General features: G+C 70.7%; 19 protein-coding genes. 9 read left to right on the forward strand and 10 right to left on the reverse strand.

Going from position 1 to position 21,645, the window contains the following annotated elements:
* Positions 1–12 precede the first annotated feature (12 nt).
* Both ACL03I_RS21220 and ACL03I_RS21225 read left to right on the forward strand, forming a co-directional pair.
* Positions 13–807, forward strand: coding sequence for an enoyl-CoA hydratase/isomerase family protein (locus ACL03I_RS21220; RefSeq protein WP_355077286.1), 795 nt, complete (start codon positions 13–15; stop codon positions 805–807).
* A 92-nt stretch (positions 808–899) separates the two neighbouring features.
* The gene (locus ACL03I_RS21225) at positions 900–2,135 is read left to right on the forward strand and encodes a class I adenylate-forming enzyme family protein (protein WP_379254837.1); all 1,236 of its coding nucleotides are present in this window, start codon (positions 900–902) and stop codon (positions 2,133–2,135) included.
* 7 nt (positions 2,136–2,142) lie between these two features.
* Here ACL03I_RS21225 and ACL03I_RS21230 read toward each other — a convergent pair whose 3' ends face one another.
* Positions 2,143–2,889, reverse strand: a complete 747-nt coding sequence (locus tag ACL03I_RS21230; protein WP_412806799.1) for a tyrosine-protein phosphatase — start codon at positions 2,887–2,889, stop codon at positions 2,143–2,145.
* 416 nt (positions 2,890–3,305) lie between these two features.
* On the opposite strand from ACL03I_RS21230, the gene ACL03I_RS21235 reads away from it, so the two are divergent.
* Complete coding sequence (locus ACL03I_RS21235) at positions 3,306–3,788, forward strand: TetR family transcriptional regulator (RefSeq protein ID WP_412806800.1); 483 nt, start codon at positions 3,306–3,308, stop codon at positions 3,786–3,788.
* 43 nt (positions 3,789–3,831) lie between these two features.
* Positions 3,832–5,010, forward strand: a complete 1,179-nt coding sequence (locus ACL03I_RS21240) for an amino acid deaminase/aldolase (protein WP_355077279.1) — start codon at positions 3,832–3,834, stop codon at positions 5,008–5,010.
* Here ACL03I_RS21240 and ACL03I_RS21245 read toward each other — a convergent pair.
* Positions 4,980–8,357: an AAA domain-containing protein gene (locus tag ACL03I_RS21245; RefSeq protein WP_412806801.1), complete on the reverse strand. Its 3,378-nt coding sequence runs from the start codon at positions 8,355–8,357 to the stop codon at positions 4,980–4,982. The genes ACL03I_RS21240 and ACL03I_RS21245 overlap by 31 nt on opposite strands.
* A gap of 116 nt (positions 8,358–8,473) precedes the next feature.
* Positions 8,474–10,264 carry a DEAD/DEAH box helicase gene (locus ACL03I_RS21250; RefSeq protein WP_355077277.1) on the reverse strand — a complete coding sequence of 597 codons (1,791 nt, stop codon included), beginning with the start codon at positions 10,262–10,264 and terminating at the stop codon, positions 8,474–8,476.
* 62 nt (positions 10,265–10,326) lie between these two features.
* On the opposite strand from ACL03I_RS21250, the gene ACL03I_RS21255 reads away from it, so the two are divergent.
* Positions 10,327–11,181: a carbon-nitrogen hydrolase family protein gene (locus tag ACL03I_RS21255; protein ID WP_412806802.1), complete on the forward strand. Its 855-nt coding sequence runs from the start codon at positions 10,327–10,329 to the stop codon at positions 11,179–11,181.
* 12 nt (positions 11,182–11,193) lie between these two features.
* Positions 11,194–11,817: a phosphoribosyltransferase gene (locus ACL03I_RS21260; protein WP_355077273.1), complete on the forward strand. Its 624-nt coding sequence runs from the start codon at positions 11,194–11,196 to the stop codon at positions 11,815–11,817.
* Here ACL03I_RS21260 and ACL03I_RS21265 read toward each other — a convergent pair whose 3' ends face one another.
* The 5 genes from ACL03I_RS21265 to ACL03I_RS21285 form a co-directional block, all read right to left on the reverse strand.
* Positions 11,818–12,342: a gamma carbonic anhydrase family protein gene (locus ACL03I_RS21265; protein WP_356967238.1), complete on the reverse strand. Its 525-nt coding sequence runs from the start codon at positions 12,340–12,342 to the stop codon at positions 11,818–11,820.
* Positions 12,343–12,505: 163 nt separating this feature from the next.
* Positions 12,506–13,342 (reverse strand): ESX secretion-associated protein EspG, encoded by an 837-nt coding sequence (locus tag ACL03I_RS21270; RefSeq protein WP_412806803.1) that lies wholly within the window; start codon positions 13,340–13,342, stop codon positions 12,506–12,508.
* The gene (locus tag ACL03I_RS21275) at positions 13,324–14,634 is read right to left on the reverse strand and encodes a WXG100 family type VII secretion target (RefSeq protein ID WP_412806804.1); all 1,311 of its coding nucleotides are present in this window, start codon (positions 14,632–14,634) and stop codon (positions 13,324–13,326) included. Before ACL03I_RS21275 ends, ACL03I_RS21270 begins: the two co-directional genes overlap by 19 nt.
* On the reverse strand, positions 14,627–15,061 hold the full coding sequence (locus ACL03I_RS21280) for a hypothetical protein (RefSeq protein WP_356967244.1): 435 nt from the start codon (positions 15,059–15,061) through the stop codon (positions 14,627–14,629). The genes ACL03I_RS21275 and ACL03I_RS21280 overlap by 8 nt, the downstream gene beginning before the upstream one ends.
* 33 nt (positions 15,062–15,094) lie before the next feature.
* Positions 15,095–15,808: an alpha/beta hydrolase gene (locus ACL03I_RS21285; RefSeq protein WP_412806805.1), complete on the reverse strand. Its 714-nt coding sequence runs from the start codon at positions 15,806–15,808 to the stop codon at positions 15,095–15,097.
* Between the two features lie 108 nt (positions 15,809–15,916).
* Between ACL03I_RS21285 and ACL03I_RS21290 the strand changes: the two genes are divergently transcribed.
* Positions 15,917–16,828: an SMP-30/gluconolactonase/LRE family protein gene (locus ACL03I_RS21290; protein WP_412806806.1), complete on the forward strand. Its 912-nt coding sequence runs from the start codon at positions 15,917–15,919 to the stop codon at positions 16,826–16,828.
* Positions 16,829–17,127: 299 nt separating this feature from the next.
* Here the strand turns inward: ACL03I_RS21290 and ACL03I_RS21295 are convergent, their stop codons facing one another.
* Entirely contained in the window at positions 17,128–18,108 is a 981-nt protein-coding gene (locus ACL03I_RS21295) for a helix-turn-helix transcriptional regulator (RefSeq protein ID WP_412806807.1), read from the reverse strand.
* A gap of 97 nt (positions 18,109–18,205) precedes the next feature.
* On the opposite strand from ACL03I_RS21295, the gene ACL03I_RS21300 reads away from it, so the two are divergent.
* Positions 18,206–19,345, forward strand: coding sequence for an epoxide hydrolase family protein (locus ACL03I_RS21300; RefSeq protein ID WP_356967251.1), 1,140 nt, complete (start codon positions 18,206–18,208; stop codon positions 19,343–19,345).
* A 210-nt stretch (positions 19,346–19,555) separates the two neighbouring features.
* Here ACL03I_RS21300 and ACL03I_RS21305 read toward each other — a convergent pair whose 3' ends face one another.
* Entirely contained in the window at positions 19,556–20,266 is a 711-nt protein-coding gene (locus tag ACL03I_RS21305) for a hypothetical protein (RefSeq protein ID WP_355077256.1), read from the reverse strand.
* A gap of 204 nt (positions 20,267–20,470) precedes the next feature.
* On the opposite strand from ACL03I_RS21305, the gene ACL03I_RS21310 reads away from it, so the two are divergent.
* Positions 20,471–21,643 carry an acyl-CoA dehydrogenase family protein gene (locus tag ACL03I_RS21310; protein ID WP_355077254.1) on the forward strand — a complete coding sequence of 391 codons (1,173 nt, stop codon included), beginning with the start codon at positions 20,471–20,473 and terminating at the stop codon, positions 21,641–21,643.
* The last annotated feature ends 2 nt before the right edge of the window (positions 21,644–21,645 follow it).

Raw genomic sequence — 21,645 nt, forward strand, 5'->3', positions numbered from 1 at the left:
TACGCTGACCGGATGAGTGAAACGAAGGCCACCCGTCTGGAACGAGACGTCACCGACGGCGGAGCGGAGGTGGCGACCCTCACGCTCGCCCATCCGCCGCTCAACCTCTTCGACCGGTCGATGCTGGATGCGCTGGTCGAGGACATCGCCGAGCTGTCGGCGCGGCCGCCGCGCGCGGTGCTGCTGCGCGCCGAGGGCAAAGTGGTCTCCGGCGGCGTCGACGTGCACGTCTTCGACGGCCTGACGCCCGAGCAGGGCGCCGAGTTGTGGCGCACCCTGTTCGCGCAGATCATCCATCCGCTGGAGGCGCTGCCGTGCCCGGTGGTGTTCGCCGCGCACGGGTTGACCCTGACCGCCGCCTTCGAGATCGCCCTCGCCTGCGACATCCTGCTCGCGGCGCCGAAGGCGAAGTTCGGACTGGTGGAGATCGTGGTCGGGCTTACCCCCTCGATGGGCGGCCCGCAGCGTCTCGCCGAGCGCGCGGGCTCGGGGCGGGCCCGCGAGTTCGTGATGACCGGCGACCTCTACGACGCGGCGACCATGGCCGAGTGGGGCGTGGTCAACGCCGTGCACGAAGACCTCGACACCGCGGCGCGAGCGCTGACCCACCGGCTGGCCGATGGCCCGACGAAGGCCAACGCGGCGACCAAGAAGATCATCGAGGCCTGGCGTTCCGGCGGTGTGGCACATGCGGATTCGGTGACGCCGGAGGTGTCCGGCGAGCTGTTCGGCACCGAGGATCTGCAGGGCGGCGTGCGCAGTTTCCTCGAGCAGGGTCCGGGGAAGGCGCGCTACGCGGGCCGGTGACAGCTAGGACACGTTCATCGCCTATTCCAGCGAAGTTGTGACATGCGTCATATAGTCGCAGTGCCTGATAACTCGAGGCACGCGGAGGACGAATGTCGCAGTTGCTCGTCGAATATCCCCTCACCGGCCCGCACGTCTGGGACAACCCGCTAGCTCGGGGCGCCGACGGGGTGCTGCGCTACGGAAACCTCACACCCGCGCTCACCGAACTACTCGATCTTCAGGTGCACGCGTTCGGGAGCCGCGAAGCCGTGGTGGAGGTCGGCGGCCCGCGCCTGACCTACCGGGAGCTGTGGCACTCCGCTTCCCGCATCGCGGGCGGCTTGCAGGAGCACGGCATCGGATACGGGGACCGAGTCGCCGTCCACCTGCCCACCGGCGCTCGATGGGTGCAGGCATTCCTCGGCGCACTGCTCAGCGGAGCGGTACCGGTACTGGTGCACGACGGGCTCCCGGAGTCGGTGGCCGAGCGCGTGATCGCCGACAGCCGTGCCGATTTCGTGCTCGGCGGCAAGGGCGCCGAGACCGAGCTGCCCGACGGCGCCGCCTACATCGATGACGGCGCGGCACTGGGCGACCTGGCGCTGCTGTGCTACACGAGCGGAACGTGCACGCCCAAGGGTGTGGAACTGACCAACGAGAACCTGCTGTCGGCTGTGCGTTCGGTGGTCGCGGCGCTGGACCTGCCGACCGACGGCCTGCGCAACCTGGTGCTGTTGCCGTTGGCGCACGCGGGCGGCTGTGTCGATCAGCTGTTGCCGACCTTCGCCGTCGGCGGCACCGTGGTGCTCACCCGGGACACCCGAGGCATGGCCGAAGCCGTCACCGCCGAGCGCGTCGACATGGTCTCCGCGACGCCGCGGATCTTCGCGGGCCTGCTGCCCCGGCTCGCGGAACTGCGCTCCGACGGATTGCGCACCGAGGGCATCGCGCGGATCAGTAAAGCCGGTCATCGCGCCGCGTCTCCGGCCGCCCTCGCGGCCGAACTGCGCGGCGTGTTCCCCGCCGCCAGGCAGTGGTCGGTGTGGGGCGCGACCGAGACCAGCGGTATCGGCCTCGCGGTGGACGACGCCGAGCGAGCGGACTCGTCCGAAGCCGCCGCGGTACTCGGTTTCCCGTTCGGCGGAACGGAATTGGCGCTGTGGGGCCCGCGGGCGACGGCGGGGCACGGCGAACTGCTGTGCCGCGGGCCGAATGTCACCCCGCGCTACTGGGACGACCCGACCACGACCGCGGCGCGGTTCACCGGAACCTGGTTCCACACCGGCGATCAGGTGACGATCGACGAAGACGGCTTGGTGCGCAGGGAACCGGTGCCCGTCGAGTGACCCTGTCTCACTCCAGCATTCGCTCGCGCAGCCGCCCGAGCAGGTCGGGCGTCAGTCCGATCGTCGCGAGATAGCCGTCCAGGCCGCCGTGCAACTCGCGCATCGAGGCGGTGGCGATGTCCAGGTATTCCTCCCGCACGCCGAGCAGGTCGATGGAGAGTTCCTCACCGCCGAGCAGCTTCGCCGTCATGAGCGCGCGCAGCGCCGGGACCGCGCCGTTGCTGAGCAGGTAGTCGGCCTGCACGTCGGTCTCTGTGACGCCGACCGCGCGCAGCAGCGTGGCGACGGCCCACCCGGTGCGATCCTTGCCCGCCGCGCAGTGCACCAGCACGGCGCCGTCGCCGCGCAGGACGGACGCGGCGAGGGACGCGATGGCGGCATGCGCCTCGGGAAGTGCCGGGAACATCCGGTAGACCTCGAGCATGTGCGTGTAGGCGGTCTGCGCGGTCGCCTCGTGTGGCGGCGCCTCGGCCATGCGCGAGTCGAACGGGGTGATGCTCAGCCGGACGTCCGCGGGCAGCCGGTCGGCGCCGATGTGGTCGATCTCACGCTGTCCGCGCAGGTCGTGGACGGCGCTGACGCCCAGGTCGCGCAGCGCGGCGTGGCCCGCGTGGTCGAGTCCGCTCAGTTGCGCCGAGCGCAGCAGGACGCCGGGACGGACCTTGGCGCCGTCGTCGGTGCGCAGCCCGCCGGTGTCGCGGAAATTGAACGTGCCGGAGAGGAAGTACTGGTCGGCGGGGGGCGAGAGAGTCACCGATCCAGGCTATCCGCAGCGCGGAACGAACAGGTGTCGGTAGCGGATCGAACCTCCCACGATAAGCTGACCGTTTTGAGAGGTTCCACTGTGGGATTCGCCACAGGATTTGGGCTGCTCGGCACCAGGACCGTACCGTTGTCAACGGTCTGCCGAGTGGTCGAGCGCCGCCGAGATCCACCGTCATAGCGCGATTTCCGGGTGACACGGCCCGATCGCATACCGATCGCGGTTGGGTAACAAAACATTCTTTCAGTCTGAAATTACCCCTCGAACCCGTTCTCAAACCCCGGAAACGCTCTACCATTGGTGAATGTTGGACCGGGCAGCTCAGGTGTTTCCCGATGTTGTCCGCCCTGTTCAGCGAGTCGCGCCGACGCAGGTGCGTGAGTTCTTTCGCCGAGAGGGAGTCGTCGTTGAGCGCACGTGGAGAAGTGATAACAGAAATCCGGCTACGACCCGCCGTCATCGAGGCGGTCGAAGCGGCGGCGGCCACGGTCGACTACAAAGGCCTCCGTGCGCTGCGCGTGCTGCTGCACGCGGGAGTCAGCGCCTACTGGCCGCTGGTCAAGGCCACGCCGGAGAGGCAGATCAGGTCGTATGAGATGACCCTGCAGGCGCTGCGCGCCCGCTGGGCGGTCAAGGCCGACTGCTTCCCCGATCCGATCGCCACGGAGTTCTACCAGGAGAAGGACGCGGAAGTCACCGCGTTCCTGCAGATGTGTGCCGAGTTGTCCGGAACCCAGTGGCTGGAGCCGGTGGAGGCGATCGCCTGCAATGTCGTGTCGATCGTGCAGGGCACGGTGCTGCGCTGGCTGGCCGACTGCAACGACGAGACCATGCTGGTGGTGCTCGACGAGATGGTCAGCGGTCTGGCCGCCAAGGCCGCGGAGCTCTGACAAATACTGGACGTTTGACCAACTTGGTGGTTGAGTTGTCCGGGTGACCGAGACGTCGCCGATCGCGGGGCTGCATGCGGCCACCGCCGAACTCGACCCGCCGCTGGCCGCCCTCGACCTGTCCACCCTGCGCGCGAACGCCGCCGATCTGGTGCGGCGAGCCGGTGGCACACCGGTGCGGGTGGCCAGCAAATCCGTGCGCTGCCGTGCCGTGCTCGCCGAAGTCCTCGGCGCCGATCTCACCGCGGCGGGCGGCTTCGCGGGCATCATGTCCTATTCCTTGCGCGAGGCGCTCTGGCTCGTGCGCCACGGGGCGCGCGATGTCCTGCTCGGCTATCCGAGCGTGGACCGCGCCGCGCTGGCCGAACTGGCGGCCGACGACATCGCGCTGCGCTCCATCACGCTGATGATCGACGACGCCGCGCAACTCGACCTGATCCGCGCCGCCGTCGGCTCCGATCGCGTGCGGCCACGTGTCTGCCTCGACGTGGACGCCTCCCTGCGGATCGGCCCGCTGCACCTGGGCGTGCGGCGTTCCCCTGTTCGCACGCCGCAGCAAGCGGCCACGCTCGCGGGCGAGGCCCGGCGGCGAGGCTTCGACGTGGTGGGCGTGATGACGTACGAGGCGCAGATCGCGGGGCTCCCGGACGCCAATCTCGCTGTGCGCCTTGTGAAGCGGGCGTCCGCGGCGGAGATCCGCAAGCGCAGGGCCGAGGTGCTCGCCGCGGTCCGGTCGGTGACCGGCGAACTCGAGATCGTCAACAGCGGCGGCAGCGGATCCATCGAGGTCAGCGTCGCCGATCCGGACGTCACCGAGGTGACCGCCGGGTCCGGGCTGTACGTGCCGACGTTGTTCGACGGCTACCGGTCCTTCACGCCCAGACCGTCGCTGTATTTCGCGATGCCCGTGCTACGGCGTCCCGCCACCGACATCGCCACCGTCTTCGCGGGCGGGTACATCGCCTCCGGCCCCGCAGGGCGGTCGCGGGTGCCCAAACCGGTGTGGCCGCGCGGGTTGAAGTTGATCGGCACCGAGGGCGCTGGCGAAGTGCAGACCCCGCTGTCCGGCGCCGCGGAACTGCGGATCGGCGACCGGGTGTGGTTCCGGCACGCGAAGGCCGGTGAACTGTGCGAGCGATTCGACACCGTGCATCTGGTCGACGAGGACGGCTCCCGCGTCAGCGCGCCGACCTATCGAGGCGAGGGCGCCTGCTTCGGCTGACCCGCGCCGGTCAGCCGCAGGAACGCGCCCAGATCGGCGAGTTCGTCCGGGTTCGCGGGCAGGTATTCGGTGAGCAGCGGTGAGCGGATGACGATCGCCTTCCACATGGCCCGGCACAGCGCGTGGATCAGCCCGCGCGACAGCAGCGACGGCATGCCGTAGGGCGCGTCGGCGGGGGAGGAGGTGGTCATGGACAGCAGCACCACCGCCGCCTCCCGGCCGCGGAAGCGATCCGGCGTGCCCACCAGGACGTCCTCGATCTTCGCGCGGGCCAGCAGCGTCCGGATGCGTCCCACCTGAGCGGCGTACGGAGCGACCACGAAGATGTCGTGGGGGTGCAGCCTGCGCGTGGTCGCGCCGCTGGTCCATGACATGCCGAGCAGCGCGCGGACCCGGCGCACCACTTCGCGCGCTTCCGCGGGCGACTCGGTGGCGTTGCCGTAGTGGTCCACCAGGACGGTGTCCACCCCGGGGTCCTCGCCGTGCAGTTTCCGGGCCAGGGTGACCGTCTCGCTGGCGCGCAGGCGGCCGTCGTAGTACAGGCGGGAGACGGGTTCGCACACCGCCGGGTGCATCCGCCAGGTGCGGTCCAGGAAGTAGCCGCGCTCGGTGGGCAAGGTCTGGCGTCCGTCCGCCAGCCAGCCGAGCACCGATTCGCCGACCGGGGCCGGATGCGCGCCGCGCGCGGTGGACGCCACCGGATCGCCGAGCAGCAACAGATTGCGCGCACACTCCGCGACGGACACCGTCTCGGCCAGCGGGAAGCGGCCCGCGTCGGCGATCACGAGCAGGTCGAGGCCCGCGCGGGGCACCAGATCCTCGTTCGCGAAATCGGCCGGTTCGCCGCCGAGGACGCAGCCGCTGATCGCATTGTCCAGGAATCGCGGGTAGCGGGCGGCGTCGATCACCACCCACTCAGGTGCGACGGTCGCCGCGTCCTTCTTGGCGACCAGTTCCGGCAGCACACCCGCCCGCACCACCGCGTCGAGCAGGTTCTCCACGGTGGCGGGTGTTTGCGCGAGGATGCCGATCCGCCACTTGTTCCGAGTGATCAGCCGCTCCAGCACCCGGGCCGCGGTCGCGGTCTTCCCGGTGCCCGACGGACCCTGCACCGCGACGTAGGAGTGATCCAGAGCGCACAGCGCGGCGGTGATCGCCGCGGCGTAGTCGCCGTGCACCTCGGGCAACCGGACGTCGCCGTGCAGCCGGGGCGGGCGGCGCGCGAGGATGTCGAACACGGCCGTACGCGGCGTTTCCGGCAAGATCATCAGCAATTGCTGCGCCGCGAGTTCGATCGCCAGTTCGGCGTTCTCATCCCAGTCCGGCAGGCCCGGCGCGATCGCCGAGGGCAGTTCGTCGTAGGGTTCGCAGCCCTCCGGCAGCGATTCCTCCAGCCGGACGGTGTCGTCGAATTCGGCGTCCACCGAGCAGCCGAGCACCGTCGCGGTAGCGGTCGCCCGCTGCCCCGCATCGGTCACCATGCCGGCCGGCATCGGTTGATCGTAGAAGGTGTAGACGGCGGTACCCGGGGTCAGCGCGCTCGGGCCGGGGGCGCCGCTGGAACCGGTGCCGATCCGTCCGGTCAAGGTGAGATAACGCCGCATCCCCGGGCGGTCGGGGCGGCGATGCCACTTGGTGTCGACGGTGCCCCAGTCGGCGACCAGCACTCCCGGGGCCTGCGCCCATTCCTCCACCGGATGACTGAGCCGGTCGGCGTGCGCCCACCACAGCGGCTGCCGCTCGCGCCGGTGGTAGCCGAGCGTCGCGGCCATCAACGCGGCCGGATGCAGCGGATCGCCCTGCGCGGCGGCGTATTCCGCGAGCGCGGCCTCCAGCGACGACGGCCGGGACGACGGCGGTGCGGGCTCTCCGGCGACCGCTGAGGTGGACCGCGCGTCCGGAGTCCGGGTCCGGGTGGCGATGCGTTGCTCGGCCGCGCGATCGAGCAGCCAGTCGCGCAACCGCAGCACCGTGTGGCAATCGTGTTCCGCGGCAGCCGGATCGGTCGCACCGGGAAGCAGTCGGCGCAGGCCGCTCAGCCGGTAGGAGGACTCGCCGATGAGCAGCGCGCCGCGGACGATCGGATACAGATCGACCAGAACGCCCTCGCGCAGCAGTTCGTCGACCAGTTCCTCGTTGACCCCGTGCCGTCCGGTGCAGCGCAGCAGTGCCGTCCGCACCGCCGCGGAGTAGTGGTAGACGTGCAGATCCGGATCGATCCGGCGGCGCTGGGTCAGGTAATCGAGCGCCTGCTCGAGCACGCGGCGTTCGGCGGCCGCGGCGCGGCCGGGCTCGCTCGAACCGCTCGGTCCGCGCAACGAGAGGTGCACCGTGTCCGGGCCGCCGACCTCGACGACGAGCGGAGTCCGTCCGCCGCCCGAGACGGTGAGCGAGAGATCGCCGGGGGAAGGCGCGGGCAGCGCCCCGAGCACGGTCGCGTCGAGCACCGCGTAGGTCGGCTCGCCCGAAACTTCGCGGCGCAGCTGGGTTTGCGCCTGGCGGCGCAGCGCGGAAACGGTGCGCGGCGGCACGCCGGGCACCGAGCTCTCGGTGGTGGCCAGCCGATCGATGGTGTTCACCCCCGCTTCGCGCAGCCGGGCGCGGGCGGCGGGCGGCATGCCGGCCACGAGCAGCAGGTCGCGCGCGGCGGAGAGGGCATCGACACAGGTGCGGCAGCGGCCGCAGGCGAGATAACGAGGATCGCCCCACTGCACGGGCAGCAGTTCGCCGAGCTTCTCGTCCACGATGCGCTCCACCCGGCTCCTGCGCGCCCGATACAGCGGAAGCAGCTCGCTCAGCGCTCCGGCGCTGCTCTCCGTGCCGAGATGCAGCCGGACCAGCGGCGCGGTGAGCGCGCCCGAATGGTCGAGTGCCTCGGCGCAGGCGGCCAGTTCGAGCGCGGCGGCCACCCGATCGGCGGTCGTGGACGCGATGCCGTGCACGGTGTAGCGGACCCGATGTTCGGCTCGCACCAGAAAGTCGGCGGAGCAATGGAATCGGCCGTCGAAGAAGGTCGCGCCGTGCACCACGTGCGCGCCGGAGCGCAGCGCGGCGACCGTGTCGGCGTGCGCGGCGGTCAACGCCGCGACATGGCGGCCGGGTTCGCCCGGTTCGTCCGGGGGGCGGTCGATCTCGACCATTGCGCCGCCGAACCGCGCGCGGTAGTCGTCGAGCAGGCGTCGACGGACGTCATCGGTTCCCGGAGCGGGTTCGTACCCCGATACGGCGCTGCCGGGGTCGGCCGGGATGGTGCCGAGTTCGGCGTCGAGGGCGCGCAGCAGGGCGAACTCGCAGTGCGCCGCGCGGACGAGATCGACGGCGGTGCAGACGACACGATCACCGAACACGAACAAACGCGGCCCTCCTGTGTCTTCGCGGGACACCCGCTGCAGGCGTGCGCCGAATTACACACGGACCGCAACACTGTAGCTAGCGCGTCTGACCTCGACGTACCCTGCCCGGCTCAGGAACGCGGCTTACGGCGCTCCGGCCGCTTGCCGCCCTCGCGCTCCCGGCGCTGGCCGCGGCTGAACGTGCGATGCTGCGGCGCACCCTGATCCAGTTGCAGCTGAATGAGCACACCACTGATCCGTGTGCGCCGCAACGCTTCCAGCGTTTCATCCGGCAGCTGCGCGGGCAGTTCCACCAGGCTGTGGTCGGGGCGGATGCTGATGTGCCCGAAGTCGCTGCGGCGCAGGCCGCCTTCGTTGGCGATGGCGCCGACGATGGCGCCGGGCACCACGCGATGCCGCTTGCCCACACTGATCCGGTAGGTCGCCAGCTCGGTTCCGGTGGCACGGTGGTGCGAGGCGCTCTGCCGGTCCTCGTCGAAGCGGCGAGCGGGACGTTCGCGCGGAGTCCGGTCGCGTTGCGGGCGCTCCACCGGCTCCGGCTCGGGCTCCATGAAGAAGTTGTCGCCGTCGTAGGAGCCCACCGCCAGCGCCGCGGCGATGTCGGCCAGCGGGATATTGTGCTCGCGCTCGTAATCCTCGATCAGCTTGCGGAACAGCGGGAGATTCGACGAGGTGAGGTTCTCGGTGATGGCGTCGCCGAACTTGGCGACGCGCTGGGCGTTGACGTCCTCCACGCTCGGCAGCTGCATCTCGGTGAGCGGGTGGCGGGTGGCCCGCTCGATCGCCTTGAGCAGATGCCGCTCGCGCGGCGCGACGAACAGCAGCGCCTCGCCGCTGCGCCCGGCCCGTCCGGTGCGGCCGATACGGTGCACGTAGGACTCGGTGTCGTGCGGGATGTCGTAGTTGACCACGTGCGAGATGCGGTCCACGTCCAGCCCGCGCGCGGCCACGTCGGTGGCGACCAGGATGTCCAGCGCGCCGGACTTGAGCTGGCCGATGGTGCGCTCGCGCTGGTTCTGCGCGATGTCGCCGTTGATCGCCGCCGCGGAGAACCCTCTCGCGCGCAGCTTCTCGGCGAGTTCCTCGGTGGCCTGCTTGGTGCGGACGAAGATGATCATCGCCTCGAACGACTCGACCTCGAGCACCCGGGTGAGCGCGTCCAGTTTGCGCTGGTGCGACACCAGCACCCAGCGCTGGGTGATGTTGGTGGCCGTCGAGGTCTTCGCCTTGACCGTGATCTCCACCGGATCGTGCAGGTACTGCTTGGAGATCTTGCGGATCGCGGCGGGCATGGTCGCGGAGAACAGCGCCACCTGCTTGTCGGAGGGCGTGTCGGCGAGGATGCGCTCGACGTCCTCCTGGAAGCCCATCTTCAGCATCTCGTCGGCCTCGTCGAGCACCAGATACTGCAGCTGCGACAGGTCGAGCGTGCCCTTCTCCAGGTGATCGATCACCCGGCCCGGCGTGCCGACCACGACGTGCGCGCCGCGGCGCAATCCCGACAGCTGCACGCCGTAGCTCTGCCCGCCGTAGATGGGCAGCACGTGCAGGCCGGGAATGTGCGCGGCGTAGCGGCCGAACGCCTCGGCGACCTGGATCGCGAGTTCACGGGTCGGCGCGAGCACGAGGGCGCGGGGGCTGCGACCGGTGGCCTCGAGCCCCATCAAGATCGGGATGGCGAACGCGGCGGTCTTGCCGGTGCCGGTCTGCGCGAGGCCGACGACGTCGGCGCCGGAGAGCAACGGGGGAATCGTCGCGGATTGGATCGGCGAGGGCGATTCGTAACCGACATCGGCGATGGCCGCCAGAATGCGGTCATCGATACCCAGATCGGCGAAGGACGGGCCGTCAATGTCCCTGTCGTCGTCGCCAGGAACGCTGTCGACCTGATTGGTGCTCATTGAGCAGCAGTTTACTGCCTCCTGCTGGTCGTCCCGGCCACCGCCCCAATACGGTGAGATCTATGCAACTGGACAACTCGCCCGCGCATCGGGATGCGACGCCGGATCAGCTGGACGTGGCGGTCGTCCAGTTCGCCCCTTCGACCGCCCCCGCGGAGAACCTCGCCGCGGTGCGCGAACACGTGCGCACGGCGCGCGAACGGGGCGCGCGCGTGGTCGTCGCACCGGAATACTCGATGTTCGCCGTGACCCGGCTCGATGAGCGGGTCGTCGCCGTCGCCGAGCCGCTGACCGGCCCGTTCGTCACCGGCCTCGGCGCGATCGCCCGCGAGTTCGGCGTGTTCCTGGTCGCCGGAACGGTGGAACAGGTCGCGCCAGGCGGCGACCGGATTCGCAACACCCTCGTCGTGCTCGGCCCCGACGGTTCCCTCGTCACCAGGTACCGGAAGGTGCACCTCTACGACGCCTTCGGCCACCTCGAATCCGATGTGGTCGAGCCGGGCGCGATCGAGGCGCCCGCCACCTTCACCGTCGGCGATATCACATTCGGCATGCAGACCTGTTTCGATCTGCGCTTCCCGGAGGGCGTGCGCCGGGTCGCCGCGGCGGGCGCGCAGGTGCTGCTGCTGCCTGCCCAGTGGATCCCGGGACCGGGCAAGGTCGACCAGTGGACCACGCTGGTGCGGGCGCGGGCGATCGAGAACACCGTCTACGTCGCGGCCGCCGACCAGGCCGCTCCCCGGGGCGCGGGCGCGTCCATGATCGTGGACCCGGCCGGCGCGGTGCTCGCCGAACTCGGCGACGAACCGGGCGTGCTGACCGCCGGAATCGACCTGGCGTACGTGAGCAAGGTGCGCACGACCAACCCGAGTCTTGCCTTGCGTCGATTCGCGATCACCGAGCGTGGACCGGAGTAGCGTTCGGAATCGATGGTCTACACCGATCGGACCTCGGCGGGTCACGCGCTGGGTGCGCATCTGGAACACCTACGCGCGTCGGACCCGTTGGTGCTCGGGCTGCCGCGCGGTGGAGTTCCGGTGGCCGCCGCGGTCCGTGCGGTGATCGGCGGTGACCTCGACATCCTGCTGGTCCGCAAGCTGGGTGTGCCGTGGCAGCCCGAGCTGGCGCTGGGCGCCATCGGGGAGGACGGGGTCCGGGTGCTCAATCAGGATGTATTGGCGCACACCGGGATAACGCCCAAGAAGGTCGACTCGATCGAGGCGCGGGAGCGGGCCGAGCTGGAGCGGCGCAGGCAGGTGCTGCGCGGTGCGTCGCGGCCGATCCCGCTGACAGGTCGCACGGTGGTGATCGTCGACGACGGTATGGCGACCGGCGCCACGGTCGTGGCCGCCTGCCGGGTCGCGCGCCTGCACCGGCCCGCGCGCGTCGTCGCCGCCGTCCCCGTCTCCTCGACCGAGGCGATGCGCCGGGTCACCGACGAGGCCGACGAGGCGGTCTGCCCGTGGGTGCCGCGCTCGCTCGGCGGCGTCGGCGGCGCCTACCGCGATTTCCACCAGCTCGAGGACGCGGAGGTCACCGCGCTGCTGTGCTGATCAGACCTCGGTGATACCCGTGCGGTGGCGCTGCGCCAGGTCCGCGTAGAAGCCCGGGTTGAGCCGCACCCACATCTGCGCCTGGGTGCCTTCGATCGGCCGTTTCACCTCGGCGGGGGAACCAGCGGCGAGCACGCCGTCGGGGATCTCCGCCCCCGGTGGCACCAGCGAGTGGGCGGCGATCATGCTGCCCGCCCCGATCTTGGCCAGGTCCAGCACCGTGGTCCCGTTGCCGACGATGGCCTCGGCGCCGACCGCGGCGCCGTGGAACACCACGCTGTGCGCGATCGTCGCGCCGGGCCCGATCTCCATCGGCACATCCGGCGGCACGTGCAGCACCGCGTTGTCCTGGATGTTGGCGCGTTCCCGGATGACGATCGGCGCCAGATCCGCGCGCAGCACCGCGCCGTACCAGATCGAGGCGCCCGCCTCGACCCGGACGTCGCCGATCAGGGTCGCCGTCGGCGCGACGAACGCGGTCGGGTCGACCTGCGGACGTTTGCCTTCGAATTCGTAGAGTGGCACTCGAACACCGTAAATGGTCCCGTGGCGCCAACCGGAGCGGTGTCAGGCATCCGCCGCGTGGCTCAGCGACGGATCCGATGCGGACAGGGTGGCGCGCCCCCGCTCGTCGCGGCCGGTCGGTGTGCCGGGCCGGGGTCGGACTCGCGTCGGGTCTGCGCGCCGCTCAGCGCCCGGCGTAGGCCGTCGAGGTGCGCGCGGCCGCGGCGACGAGCGGTCGCAGCTGGGCGGCCAAACGCTCGGCGGACACCGCGACGATGTCGACGTCCGTGCCGGTGCGCACCGCGTATCGGCCGTCGGCGACAACGTCGATCCAGCACAGCACGCCGAACGGGCGCGGTTCGCCCACGCCGCGGCGCGCGGAGACGACCATCTGGCCGATACCTTCACGCGGCTGCCGGAGCAGCTTGCGGATCCGGGACGGAATAGACGGGCCCGCGACCGGAACGGTGACCAGGTTGCGGCTGTCCTCGCCGACCTGGGACAGGGGAGCGGTCAGGCGCGGCAGCATGCCGGGATTGTTCTCCGGGAGCATCGAGACGATCCGCGGGCACAGGGTTTTCGAGCTGCCCGCGAACAATCGCACGTCGCCGCCGCGATCGGGCGTCGCACCGGGGCGTTGCGCGGCGACCACCGCGATGTTCCCGGCGGCGGCGCCGAGGATACGGATCGGTCGCGCCTCGGATTGCCGCCCGGTGTCGATTGCCGGTGGGCGTGGTCCACCGTTCTCGCGCGACGGCGGTTCTGACGCCGCGTCACGTTGACCGAACACCTCGACGCGCAGGTCCGGCTGGGCGAGGATGCGCAGCGCCGCTTCCAGATCCGCGTCCAGCACCTGAGCGCACCAGCGGTCGAGCGCGGGAAGCTGCGCGGTGCGTTCCGCGGTGTCGCGCGCCGAAAGGCGCACGGCGAGTGGATAGGGAATGCGATCCCCATCGGTGCGTGACCAGGCCAGCGCGAACTGATCCGGGGTCAGCGTCCAGTTCACTCGTACTCGGTCCATTCGCCGAGCACAGGCGGTGTGGTCGGATCGAGCGACCCGATGAGTTCGCCGCCGTCGTCGGAGGGCTCGAGGAACGTGGGGAGATCATCGAGGTCGAACTCGTCGTCCTCGTCATCGATCGGCGCCAAGCGTGCGCTCGCGGCGTTCGCGGCCACACTCGAACCGCCGCGCGGGGTGTCGACGGCGGCCACCGCACCACCCATCAGGCCACCCATCGCTCCGGCGCCTAGACCGGTGACCGCCGCGTCGGAGCTGTCGTCGTGCTTTCGCCGCTCGTCGCGCTTGCGCTGCTCTTCGGACGGAACCTGGCCGCCGACGCCGGGCACGGCGGGCAGCGTCGTCGGCTCGCTCGTCGCCGAGGCGGGCGCGGTCGCCGGACCCGGCGATCCGGTGGGGGGCGCGGTGCGGAGAACCGAGGCGGCCGCAACCGTCGAGAGCGCCGCCGTGGCGGCGGGTGCGACTCGTGGCGCGGCCGGGGCCGGTGTCTCGTCCGCGACCGCGGCGCCGGTCGTCGGCACGGCGGCAGCGGCGGCGGACGTGGCGGGCGTCTCGTCGGCGGGTGTCGAATCAGTGGACGTCGCCGAGACGCTCTGCTCCACCGTGTGGATCGGCTTCGGCGCGTGCGTCCCGAGCGAAGTGGGCTGCGCGTCGGGTGCGACCTGGGTTGTCCCGACGATCTTGCTCGTCGGCGTGGCGGTGGGAGCCGGGGCGGCCGATTGATCCGATTCGTCGGGGAACGCGGGCACGTCGGTGCCGGTGCGCACGAAAACCCCCGCGTAGATGTCGTTCATCGCGCGCACGACGTCCTGACGGGCGTGCTCGCTCGCCTTCTGCCCATCGACATTGCTGGTCGCCCGGGACGGATCGAGCAGTGCCGCCCCCAGATCCGGTGCGCCGGTGGACGGCTCGGTCACCGCGGCGCGCAGCGCCTCCGCCGCGTCGCTCGCCTGTCCGAGGCGCTGCGAGACGACCGCGAACACGTCGGCCAGGTCTTGGCCGCTCTGTTCGAATACGCGCACCACCGCGTCCGCGCTCTTGGCGGCGGAGCCGCGCCAGCCGTCGGCGATGGCCGCGCGGATCTCGGTGTGCGCCTGGAAGACCGCGTCGGCCAGGTGCGCTGCCGCGTCGCTCCACGCCTGCTCGCCGCCCGCGAGGACGGCCGGGTTCAGCAACTGGACCTTTGCGTGGATCTCGTCGTGGGCGAGGTTGTCGAACACTTCGACGTTCGGCGCGTAGGCGGGATCGGTGCGCCGGTGGGTGGCCCGCTGCCCGGCGCGTGGCATCTCACGCATGCGCGGCTCCCGTCACGTCGACCCGTTCGACCGCCTGCGCGAGCGCCTCGTCGGCCTGCTGGTAAACGGCGGCCGCGGCGCGGAAGGTCTGGGCGAGTTCTCGCGCGGCGGCGGCGTATTCGTTCAGTCGGGTGATCGCGCCGTCGGCCTTGCGCTCGAAACCGGCGCGCAGCGCGTCGCCGGAGGCGAATCCGCCGAAGCCGGGCAACGCGGTGGCGGCGCTCAGGATGCGGATCTGCTCGTCGACCCGATCGGCGAGCAACTCGTACTGGCGCGCGCACCGTTCGTGCGCGCCGTCGGCGACCAGGAGGCCGTCGATCCACAGCGAGCCGTCGTCGACCGCTCGGTTCAGCGCGGCGATGTCGACGCCGGGTGCGGTGACTTCCGCGAGCGGCTCTCCGCCGAACCCGTTCTCTTGCGATGGCATCTGCGCCGTCCCCCTTCCTCGTCCGAAGTGCGGTTACGGATGTCGTGCCAACCCCACGACGACACCCTGCATCCAATCCGCGATGTCGGCAGTGACCCGCGCGTGCACCGGCTCGTGCAGCAGGTCGTGCCCGGCGTCGATGTACTCCCGTAAATCTACCGATTCGTGGCGGCTAGTCCAGACCCTGATCGCATCGATCGGCGCGCGCCGGTCGTCCACGCCGTGCACCGCGAGCACCGGAAGACGCTGCGGCAGGGGCGTTCCCGGCGCGCCCGGCGCCCCGCCGCCCAGCGCGCGTTTCGGGACGCCCGACAGCACCAGGCCCGCCAGCGCGTCCGAGGGCAGGGCGGGCCGCAGTGGATAGTTCCGGTCCAGCACCGTCGAACCCGTTGCGGCATCGGTCGACTCCGGCCCGGCGGCCCCGAGCATGCCCAGCGCGGTCACCGCGCCGAGCGAGTGGCCCATCAGGATCAGCGGCCGGTCGCCACGAGCCAGCTCGACCAGCCGCACCGCGTCCGCCACCAGCTCGGCGAGCGTGCCGGGCCGTTCCGGATCGCCCTCGCTCAACCCGTGCCCGGCGGTGTCCAGCGCCCATACCTCACCGGCGGGGCGCAGACCGCGCGCGAAGCGGTGGTAGTGGCCGCTGTGCTGGCCGATTCCGGGCAGCAGGACCACGGTGTAACGCGGGTGTTCGATCGGCCACCGCCGATAGTGCATCCGGCCGCGCGCGCCGTCGAAGAATGGCATCCACCGATAGTGCCAAAGATCGTGTCGCGGGTGGGACCGCGCGATTCCGCGCCGGAAACGGTTAAGATCCGCGGCGACTCATACCTACCGGAGCCCGAGGTGCCCGCGTTGCGAACTCTCCGCCGTCGAGGCGCCTTCCTCTTGTCCGCCGTGGCGCTGGCCCTCACCGGAGTGCTCGCGCCGGGCGCGGGCGCCGCGCCATCCATCGCCGCCTGCGACCCCGCGGTGGCGGTCACGGCCGTCGCGGCGCGAGTGCCGGTGCTCGACTGGGCGGAGAACCTGGGCTACGACGCGCAGGGCAATCTGTGGGTATCGCGGCTCTACCGCAATGAGGTGCAGCGTTACGACACCGCCGGCAATCTCACGGCGACTGTTCCGGTGGAGTTCCCCGGCGCGGTGCGGCTCGGTCCCGACGGACTGCTGTACGTGGTCTACGGTGACGCGCCGGTCAGCGTCGTCCGTCCCGGCGGCGTGCTCCGATTCGATCCGGCGGCGGCCGTGCCGAAGCCGGAGGTCTTCGTCTCCGGCTTCCCGATGCCCAACGGCGCGGCGTTCGACCCGAGCGGCAACCTGTACGTCGCGACCCTCTCCGGCGTGATCAAGGTCCGTCCCGACGACTCCCTCGACACCGAGTGGGCGGCGCCGCTGGCCGGACTGGCCGCCAACGGCGCGGTCGTGCACGACGGCGTGCTCTACGTGACCGCCAACGGCGGCCCGCTCGGCCGGATCGTTAGCGTCCCGCTCGACGCGCCCGCGTCCCGCAGCACCGTCGCCGACCTGTCCTCGCAACTGGCCGGTCTCCCGGATTTCGCCGACGATCTTCTGGCCGATCCGAGCGGCATCCTCTACGTCACCACCCTCACCGGCCAATTGATCCGCGTCGATCCGACCTCCGGCGCTACCTGCGCCGTGCTCAACGGGCAGCCGCTCACCGCGGTCGCCGCCGTCCCCGGCCGTCCAGACGAATTGACGGCGAGCACGGAATCCGGCGCTCTCCTCCGAATCCAGCTCTCTCGCTGAGGTCGAGCCGCCGTCGTCGGGATCACAGGCTTCAGCGCCGTCGCGGTATCCGCGCGAAGAGGGAGCGAAGCGGCGTCCATCTCCACATCGATCGGCGGCACCGTGTCGGCGCGCCCGGCAATCCGGCCGCGCGGGTATCGCGCCGCAGGGCCAGGAGGACCGCGTGTCCACGAGCCGGCACCGAACGCGCGGTCCACACACCGCAGCGAGGTGAATATGCTGTCCGGCAGAGGTTTTGATTACGCCTTGCTTGTGCAAGCGGCCGGTGATGCTGTCATCGGCAAGCGGGACCGGCGAGCTCAGATCATAGGTCCCTGCCGTGGGTTGATCGCGCGCTCGGCGCGGTCAGCGATGGCCCGCAGATGGGCGATGAGTTCCGGAGGCTCGTGGACTTCGAAGTCCGCTCCCAGCGCGAGCAGCCGGTGAGCCAACCATTCCGGCGCGTCGTCGCGCCGGGCGTCGATCCGGCAGGTGTCCGGGTCGATCGCGACGACATCGCCGGGGCTTTCACTCAGCCGCCCCGTGACACGGTCGGCGGAGGTGTGGACGGTCACTCGGAGCCGGAAGGACGGTGTGCCCCAGTCGGTGCGGCGGCCCGCGACGTAGGCGGCGGCATCGGCGGCGGGTAGCGCACGCGGCGAGAAGCGGGCGGCGGTGGGCTGCGGACGGTCGATCCGGTCGACGCGGTAGACCCGCCAGCCGGCCCGATCGAGGTCGTAGCCGACCAGATACCAGCGCCGCCGGGCGGGTACGAGGCCGACCGGCTCGGTGTTGCGCCTGGTCTCGCCGCCCGCCTCGTCGCGGTAGGCGAAACGCACCCGCTCCCGGTTGGTCACGGTCGCCGCGAGCGTGGCGAGCACCTCGGGGTCGGCCGTGGGCCCGTCGGCGGTGTGCGGGGTCAGCGCGACGGCGAGTACCCGCACCCTGCGTCGCAACTTCGCGGGCAGCACCTGCTCCACCTTGGCCAGCGCCCGGACCGACGCCTCCTCGATCCCGGCCACCGCGGACCCGGCGGCGGCCCGCAACCCGACCGCGATGGCGACGGCCTCGTCGTCCTCGACCAGCAGCGGCGGCATCGCCGTGCCCGCCGCGAGGCGGTATCCGCCCGCAGCGCCGAGCGTCGCGGTCACCGGATAGCCGAGTTCGCGCAGCCGATCGATGTCGCGGCGCACCGTGCGGTCGGTGACACCGAGGCGTTCGGCCAATTCGCTGCCCGGCCATTCCCGTGGCGTCTGGAGCAGCGACAGCAGGCGAAGCAGTCGGGCGGGAGTGTCGTTCACGAATCAGATGATGCCGGAAATCTAGGACATGTTCGGTCCTAGATGCTGCTTAACGTCATCGCTGTACCGCAGCACCGACCGCCGAGGAGGCGTACCGATGACCACCGCCATTCGCCCGTTCCGCATCGAGATTCCGCAGTCCGACCTGGACGACCTGCACGATCGGCTCGCTCGCACCCGTTGGGCCGCCCAGCTGCCGGGCACGGGCTGGGATCGCGGCGTGCCGGTCGACTATCTGCGCGAGCTGGCCGAGTACTGGCGGACCGGATTCGACTGGCGGGCACAGGAAGCGGCGCTGAACGAGTTCCCGCAGTTCAAGACGCGCATCGAGGGGCTGGACGTGCACTTCCTGCATGTGCGTTCGCCGGAACCGGACGCGACGCCGCTGATCCTCACCCATGGCTGGCCGAACTCGTTCGCCGAATTCGCGGGGACCATCGGCCCGCTCGCCGATCCGCGTGCGCACGGACTCGATCCCGCGCAGGCCTTCCACGTCGTGGTGCCCTCGGTGCCGGGCTTCGGCTTCTCCGACGGGCCGCGCGAGCCAGGCATGACACCGGCGAAAGTGGCCGGTATGTGGCTGACCCTGCTGGATCGGCTCGGCTACCGGCGCTTCGGCGCACAGGGTGGCGATCTCGGCGCCTACGTCGCGCCGGAACTCGCCATCGCCGCGCCGGACCGGGTGATCGGCGTGCACCTCGACGGCGGGATCGGGATGCCCACCGAAGCGGACGTGCCCACCATGACGCCGGACGAACGTGCCGAGTGGGACCTCATGCAGCAGTGGATGACCGGCGGCGTGGACCATCACGTCCTGCTGCGCCCCGCCCCGCAGACCTTCGCCCACGCGTGGACCGATTCACCGGTGGGCCTGCTCGCCTGGCTGATGCAGAAGTTCACCGAGTTTGCCCCGCTCGCCGACCGGGTGGAGGACGTGATCAGCCGCGATCAGCTGCTGACCAACGTCAGCCTGTACTGGTTCACCGGCACGGCGGCCTCGTCGTCCTGGCCGATGTACAACGGCCTCGGCGACGGCGGGTTCACCTGGCCGAAGGGACAGAAAGCGGTGCCGACCGGCACGTACGGCGGCGGCTCCGCGCTGATGCGGCGGCTCGCCGAGCGCGACAACACCATCGTGCACTGGCCGGAGGGCAACACGGGCAACCACTTCATCGCGATGGAACGCCCGGACGCGCACGTCGCCGACATCCGCGCGTTCTTCGCCGCCGTCCGATAGGGAGAGGCACCTGCCCGGCACGCGGTCGGTTCGGCGATGCGTGGAGCAGCCGGTGCCCGGTTGCTCGACGGGTGGCGGGAGTCCATGCGGCGCATCGGGCCATCCTGGCCGTTCGATTACCGACGCGACGGCGCGGTCGCATCGAGCGGCCGGGCCTCGGACGGTCGGGGCCGGGCACGACGGTCGGCCGACGTCAGCGACGAAACGTTGCTACGGGGTGGGTTCGCCGCCGGAGCCGCTCGGCGCGGGCTGAGCAGGGGCGGGGTTGGGCGCAGGAGCCGAAGGCGGCGGGGGCGGGTTGTCCGGCACCGTGAAAAGTCCCACGGTGGGAGTCATCACACAGTGGGCGAACGGGTAGTCGATGATGCCCCACATCGAAGCGAGCACCGTGCCGGGACCGCTGCGGACCGTCTTGGACAGCGTGGGCTGGCGGTACTCGGTCACGTCGTCGAGCGGGTCGATGCCGCTGGCGCCGGTGTTCACGTTCACCCAGGCGACCACGAGCCCGGAGGCCAGGGGAGCGCCGGAGTGCGAAGGAGTCGCGCTGAACCGCAGCTCGCCGGGCTCCACGTTCAGGTCACGGCCGTTGCCGGTCCCCTCGGTCGTCGCGGCGGCGATGATCGTGGTGATCGGGCCGTTGCTGCCGCAGCCGAAGGTGGGCGCGGCGTAGGAGAACGGGGTGAACACACTGGAGACCTCGCGCAGGTGCGCGGCGTCGATCAAGCCCGCGTAGCGCGTGAGCGCGGCGATGCCCTCCTGTGCGGACGGGTCGGCCCCCGCGATGTCGGTCAGATGCGCCAGGCCGGTGTCCACCGGCGCCTGGGTCTGCTCGGCGGTGGCGGGCGCGGAGAAGGTGAGAACCGCGCCGATGCCGAGGGATGCCGCGGCGGCCGCGGCGCGTGCGATGGTCCTGCCGTTCACTCGTTCTCCTCGATACCGAACCCTGTGGGCCCCCGGCCCACCTGCAGCAACGTACCAGCTCGCGCCGGTCGCCGTCCCGGGGAGCGGCGCGGAATCCGATGCCGCGAACGGCGAGTGTGTCCCGCACCTGTGATCCAGTCGACAGGGCAGGATTACCGGGGGGTAGTTTGGACTCGGACGTACGAGACACGCAGGGAGATGCGTATGAAACTATCCTTGTCCCCAGACGACGTCGCCTTCCGCGACGAACTGCGCAAGTTCTATCGGACCGAGATCCCGGCCGACATTCGCGAGCGCGTCCGGGACGGCCGTGAGCTGACCCGAGATGACATCGTCACCGCGCACAAGATCCTCAATGACCACGGCCTCGCGGTGCCCAATTGGCCCGTGGAGTGGGGCGGCAAGGATTGGACGCCGATGCAGCGCCACATCTGGCAGGACGAGATGCAGCTGGCCTCGGTGCCGGAGCCGCTGACGTTCAACGCGCAGATGGTCGGCCCGGTGATCGCCCACTTCGGCTCGCAGGAGCTGAAGGAGCGTTTCCTGCCGCCCACCGCGGCACTGGACATCTGGTGGTGCCAGGGCTTCTCCGAGCCGGACGCGGGCTCCGACCTGGCGTCGCTGCGCACGACGGCGGTTCGCGACGGTGATTCCTACATCGTCAACGGCCAGAAGATCTGGACCACGCTGGCCCAGTACGCGGACTGGATCTTCTGCCTGGTGCGCACCGACCCGAGCGCGGCGAAGAAGCAGGCGGGCATCTCCTTCCTGCTGTTCGACGTGAAGTCGCCCGGTGTCACCATCCGCCCGATCAAGCTGATCGACGGCGGGTACGAAGTGAACGAGGTCTTCTTCGAGAACGTCCGGGTACCCGCCGATCAGCTGGTCGGCGCGGAGAACATGGGCTGGACCTACGCGAAGTTCCTGCTCGGCAACGAGCGCACCGGAATCACCGGCGTCGGCCGCACCAAGGTCAAGATCGGCGTGGCGAAGCAGTACGCGGCGAAGATCAAGTCGGGCAACGGCACGCTGCTGGAGGACCCGGTGTTCGCGGCGCGGATCGCCGAACTGGAGAACGAGCTGCTCGCGCTGGAACTCACCCAGTTGCGGGTGGTCTCCAATTCCTCCGACGGCAAGCCGAATCCGGCCTCTTCGGTGCTGAAGCTGCGCGGTTCGGAACTCCAGCAGGCCGCCACCGAGCTGCTGCTGGACATCGCCGGACCGGACGCCATCCCGGTGGGCGCGGACGACATCGCCTCGCCCGGCTGGGCGCAGCGCAGCGGCCCCTCCTACCTGAACTACCGCAAGACAACCATCTACGGAGGCTCCAGCGAGGTGCAGCGCACCATCATCGCCTCCACGATCCTCGGATTGTGAGG

The organism is Nocardia sichangensis, from assembly GCF_047200615.1.
GTDB classification, from domain to species: domain Bacteria; phylum Actinomycetota; class Actinomycetes; order Mycobacteriales; family Mycobacteriaceae; genus Nocardia; species Nocardia sichangensis.

Bases quoted from the DNA above. Each gene is read 5' to 3' on its own strand.
- ACL03I_RS21280 (WP_356967244.1), bottom strand. From the start codon at position 15,061: ATGCCATCGCAAGAGAACGGGTTCGGCGGAGAGCCGCTCGCGGAAGTC.
- ACL03I_RS21275 (WP_412806804.1), bottom strand. From the start codon at position 14,634: ATGCGTGAGATGCCACGCGCCGGGCAGCGGGCCACCCACCGGCGCACC.
- ACL03I_RS21285 (WP_412806805.1), bottom strand. From the start codon at position 15,808: ATGCCATTCTTCGACGGCGCGCGCGGCCGGATGCACTATCGGCGGTGG.
- ACL03I_RS21250 (WP_355077277.1), bottom strand. From the start codon at position 10,264: ATGAGCACCAATCAGGTCGACAGCGTTCCTGGCGACGACGACAGGGAC.
- ACL03I_RS21225 (WP_379254837.1), top strand. From the start codon at position 900: ATGTCGCAGTTGCTCGTCGAATATCCCCTCACCGGCCCGCACGTCTGG.
- ACL03I_RS21255 (WP_412806802.1), top strand. From the start codon at position 10,327: ATGCAACTGGACAACTCGCCCGCGCATCGGGATGCGACGCCGGATCAG.
- ACL03I_RS21220 (WP_355077286.1), top strand. From the start codon at position 13: ATGAGTGAAACGAAGGCCACCCGTCTGGAACGAGACGTCACCGACGGC.
- ACL03I_RS21270 (WP_412806803.1), bottom strand. From the start codon at position 13,342: ATGGACCGAGTACGAGTGAACTGGACGCTGACCCCGGATCAGTTCGCG.
- ACL03I_RS21310 (WP_355077254.1), top strand. From the start codon at position 20,471: ATGAAACTATCCTTGTCCCCAGACGACGTCGCCTTCCGCGACGAACTG.
- ACL03I_RS21260 (WP_355077273.1), top strand. From the start codon at position 11,194: ATGGTCTACACCGATCGGACCTCGGCGGGTCACGCGCTGGGTGCGCAT.
- ACL03I_RS21300 (WP_356967251.1), top strand. From the start codon at position 18,206: ATGACCACCGCCATTCGCCCGTTCCGCATCGAGATTCCGCAGTCCGAC.